Source organism: Methylobacterium sp. WL103, assembly GCF_008039885.1.
GTDB classification, from domain to species: Bacteria; Pseudomonadota; Alphaproteobacteria; order Rhizobiales; family Beijerinckiaceae; genus Methylobacterium; species Methylobacterium cerastii.
In genome coordinates this window covers 1-4,137 of sequence record NZ_VRUX01000385.1, presented here as the reverse complement: position 1 = coordinate 4,137, position 4,137 = coordinate 1, and the positions used below count along the sequence as shown (strand labels likewise).

The window sequence follows — 4,137 nt, the reverse complement described above, 5'->3', positions numbered from 1 at the left end:
GCGCTCGGCGTCGCCGCGCCCGCCCCCCGCACGGTGACGATCGCGCTGGAGGCGCCGACTCCCTACCTCCTCGAACTCCTGACGCACCAGACCGCGTTGCCGGTGCACCGTCCGTCCGTCGAACGCTTCGGCGAGAGCTTCACCCGGCCGGGCAACCTCGTCTCGAACGGACCCTACGCTCTTGTCGACTCGGTGCCGAACGACCGCATCGTGCTCAGGCGCAACCCGCATTTCCACGCGGCGGCCGAGATCGCGATCCCGCAGGTCGCCTTCGTGCCGACGCCGGACCTGTCGAGCGCGGTGCGGCGCTACGATGCGGGCGAGCTGGATTCGCTGGCCGACCTGCCCGGCGACCAGATGGCGTCGCTGCGCCGCCGCTTCGGCGACCAGGTCGTGCTCGGGCCTTCGCTCGGCCTCTACGCGCTGGCGGTGAACACGCGGAAGCCGCCCTTCGACGACGTCCGCGTTCGGCGCGCCCTGTCGTTGGCGCTCGACCGCGAATACCTCGCCGAGGCGTTGTGGGGCGGCACCATGAGCCCGGCCTACTCGCTCTGCCCGCCCGGGCTCGACAACTACCGGACGCCCCCGGAGACGGAGGGGCGCACCCGCCTCCCGATCGACAACGAGGAGACGGCCGCCCGCCTGCTCGCGGAGGCGGGCTTCGGGCCGGACCGGCCGCTGCGGGTCGAGTACCGTTTCAACACCAGCGACAACAACCGCAACACCGCCGTCGCGGTCGCCGAGATGTGGCGCGGCCTCGGGATCGAGACCCGGTTCGTCTACACCGACGCCAAGACCCACTTCGCGTATCTGCGCGACGGCGGCGACTTCGACGTCGCGCGGATGTCCTGGATCGCCGACTACTCCGACCCGCAGAACTTCCTGTTCCTGCTCACCACCGGCAACGACGGGATGAACCCCGGGCATTGGTCGAACGCCGAATACGACGCCCTCCTGGCGAAGGCCGCGGCCGAACGCGACCTCACCGCCCGCGCCGACCTGCTCTACCGCGCCGAGGCGCTGGTGATGCGCGACCTGCCGTGGATCCCGGTGATGCACACGCGCTCCAAGGCGCTGATCGCGCCGCGCCTGCACGGCTACGTGCCGAACCTGCGCAACGCCGCGCCGACGCGATTCCTGCGGCTCGTCGGATGAGCGGGCGCTTGTCTCGCCTCGGCGCGCGACGGATACACTTCGGCACGACCGGCGGAGACCCTACGGACGACATCGCACGCTCGGCGTCGCTCGGAACAGGTATCTTGGGCGGCCCATCGCGAGACACGGCCTGCGTGAGCAGCAAATTATTTGGAGGGCCGCGGGATGGCTGATCTGACGATCGTCGCTGGCGAAGTTGGGCGTGGCGGCGGAGTTTACGACACGGGGCTATTCTCGCTCCCGGATGGGAGCGTACGCGGGGCCGAGACGATCGTCGAGGTGATCATCCACGGCGGTGTCGACAAGAACCAGAGCCTCGTCGGCCATCTAATCGGTGGGTTGAGGGGCGGCGTCGCCCTGGCCTCGCACCTCGACCTGACGGCCCCGGTAAATCTGGCGGCTGCCGCGATCGGGAGCGGCCTGAACGCACTCGACAACGGACCTCGGCAAAGCGCGCTGATCGAGGTCAAGTTCCTCGATGGGGCGACGTTCGTCGCGATGGCCGATGTCGGCATCTCATCGTTGATGGAGAACGATCGCCGGGTGATCCAGGCAGCCGTGCCCCGTTTGCAATCCATTCCCGTTCAAGCTTCCACGGAGTTGGAAGCTGGTCTTGCAACCCGCGCCGTCGAGGCGGCATCGAGTGCCGTCGGAAGCGCCGGCTCCGCCGTGTCCAGTGCCTTCGGCTTCATCAAGAGCAGGACGCTGGGCTGAAGCGTGGATCCTCTATCCCCACACGTGCCATCGTCCCGCCCATGACCGGCTACGTGCTGCGCCGGCTGCTGCAGGCGATCCCGACGCTGTTCTTGGTGATCGCGCTGAGCTTCTTCCTGATGCGGCTCGCGCCCGGGGGGCCGTTCGACCTGGAGCGGCCGTTGGCGCCTGCGGCCATGGACAACCTGCGCCGGGTCTACGGGCTCGACCAGCCGCTGGCGGTGCAGTTCGGGCGCTACCTCGCGGCCCTGGCCCGGGGCGATCTCGGGCCGTCCTTCTCCTTCCGCGACATGAGCGTCGCCGACCTGTTCGCCCGCGGCCTGCCGGTGTCGATGATCCTCGGCGGCCTCGCGCTTGCCGTCTCGCTCGCGCTCGGCGTCGGCCTCGGCGCGTGGGCGGCGTACCGTCGCGGCGGATGGGTCGACCGTTTGGTCGGGGCGGCCGCCTCGCTCGGCCTGTCGGTGCCGGGCTTCGTCGTCGCGCCGCTGCTGCAGATCGCCTTCGGCCTGTCGCTGCGCTGGCTGCCGGTGAGCGGCTGGGAGGGGGGCGCGCCCTCGCACCTGATCCTGCCGGTGATCACCCTGGCGCTGCCGCAGGCCGGAGGCATCGCCCGGCTCACCCGGGCGTCGATGGCGGAGGCGTTGCGCGCCCAGCACGTGCGGACCATGCGCAGCCTCGGCCTGCCGCCCTGGCGCATCGCCCGGCACGCCCTGCGCGGCGCGCTGCTGCCCGTCGTCGCGATCCTCGGGCCGCTATCGGCCAGCCTGCTCACCGGCTCGGTGGTGGTCGAGACCATCTTCGGCCTGCCCGGGATCGGCCGCTACTTCGTCGAGGGGGCCTTGAACCGCGACTACACCCTGGTGATGGGGACGGTGGTGCTGGTGGCGGTGCTCGTCGTCGTCCTGAACCTCGTCGCCGACCTCGTCTCGGCGTGGCTCGACCCGCGCCTGCGGCTGCACGCGTGAGCGCGCCGCCCAAGTCGCCGACGCGCCGCGCGATCCTGCGCCTGTCGCGCGACCGTGGCGCGATGACGGCGCTCGCCATGCTCGCCCTGATGACGCTCGCCTGCCTGGTCGGCCCGCTGCTCACCGGCCATGCGCCCGCGCGGACCTACCCGGACCTGCGCCAGCTGCCCCCCGGCCTCGCGGCCCAGCCCGACGCGGATCGTCTACGGCCCGCGCTCGATCGCCTCGCCTTCCGTATCCGCGCGACGGTGGCGGAGGCCGAGAGGACGGGCGACACGCTCCGCCTCGTCCTGGCCTCGGACGCAACGATCGACCCGCGCGGCCTCGTCTACCTGCCGCGCTCAGACCTGTTCGGCGCCCCCCGCGTCGTCGCCAGCGAGGACGACGGGCGGCGCCTCACCGTCGCGGTGCCGGTGCGGAGGCTCCACTTCCTCCTCGGCACCGACGTGCATGGGCGCGACCTCCTCAGCCGCAGCCTCGTGGCCGGCCGCGTCTCGCTGCTGATCGGGCTCACCGCGACGCTGGTCGCGCTTGGCGTCGGCATCCTCTACGGCGCCGTCTCGGGGTTCGCCGGAGGGGCCGTCGACGCCGCGATGATGCGGGTGGTCGACATCCTCTACGCCCTTCCGTTCGTGTTCTTCGTGATCGTGCTGGTGGTGTTCTTCCGCGCGAGCCTCGCCCTGATCCTGGTGGCGATCGGCGCCGTGGAATGGCTCGACATGGCCCGCATCGTCCGCGCCCAGACCCTGGCGCTGCGCCGCCGCGACTTCGTCCGCGCCGCCGAGGCGCTCGGCCTGTCGTCCGCCGCGATCCTGCGGCGGCACATCGTGCCGAACACCCTCGGGCCGGTGACGGTCGCCGCCACCCTGCTGGTGCCGCGCGTGATCCTCCTGGAGAGCTTCCTGTCGTTCCTCGGCCTCGGCGTGCAGGAGCCGGCGACGAGCTGGGGCGTGCTGATCGCGGAAGGCGCGCGCAGCCTCGAATCCGCGCCGCACATGCTCGCCGGGCCGGCGGCGTTCCTGGTTGCGACCCTCGTGGCCCTCAACGTGCTCGGCGACGGGCTGGCCGCCGCGCTCGATCCCCGGGCGGAGGCCTGATCGCGCGGCCTGATCGCAGAGCGTGGCCTCACCGTATCTCGGTATAGGCCGGGTAGACCTGCCGAACCCGGCGCCGCTCCTCAGGGATCGGCATCGCCGGGCGCACCCGCGCCTGCGCCGCCGCCGGCAGGACGATGTTGGTCTCGGCCGGGCGCAGGCGCCAGCGGTCGGAGCCCGACATCGTCACCGGCTGCCGGTCCCGGGCC

The 4,137-nt window shown here is 71.8% G+C and carries 4 protein-coding genes; all 4 read left to right on the top strand.

Features of this window, described 5'->3' with window-relative positions:
* The coding region (locus FV222_RS18950) for a peptide ABC transporter substrate-binding protein (protein ID WP_147815387.1) at positions 1–1,155 on the top strand (1,155 nt) is incomplete at its 5' end.
* 165 nt (positions 1,156–1,320) lie between these two features.
* Positions 1,321–1,869 (top strand): hypothetical protein, encoded by a 549-nt coding sequence (locus FV222_RS18945; protein WP_147752236.1) that lies wholly within the window; start codon positions 1,321–1,323, stop codon positions 1,867–1,869.
* 41 nt (positions 1,870–1,910) lie between these two features.
* Positions 1,911–2,834 carry an ABC transporter permease gene (locus tag FV222_RS18940; RefSeq protein ID WP_147815386.1) on the top strand — a complete coding sequence of 308 codons (924 nt, stop codon included), beginning with the start codon at positions 1,911–1,913 and terminating at the stop codon, positions 2,832–2,834.
* A complete protein-coding gene (locus tag FV222_RS18935; protein WP_147815385.1) occupies positions 2,831–3,931 on the top strand; it encodes an ABC transporter permease in 1,101 nt (366 codons plus the stop codon). The genes FV222_RS18940 and FV222_RS18935 overlap by 4 nt, the downstream gene beginning before the upstream one ends.
* Positions 3,932–4,137 lie beyond the last annotated feature (206 nt).

Excerpts from the sequence above, each read along its gene's own strand:
- FV222_RS18945 (WP_147752236.1), top strand. The coding sequence starts at position 1,321 with ATGGCTGATCTGACGATCGTCGCTGGCGAAGTTGGGCGTGGCGGCGGA.
- FV222_RS18940 (WP_147815386.1), top strand. The coding sequence starts at position 1,911 with ATGACCGGCTACGTGCTGCGCCGGCTGCTGCAGGCGATCCCGACGCTG.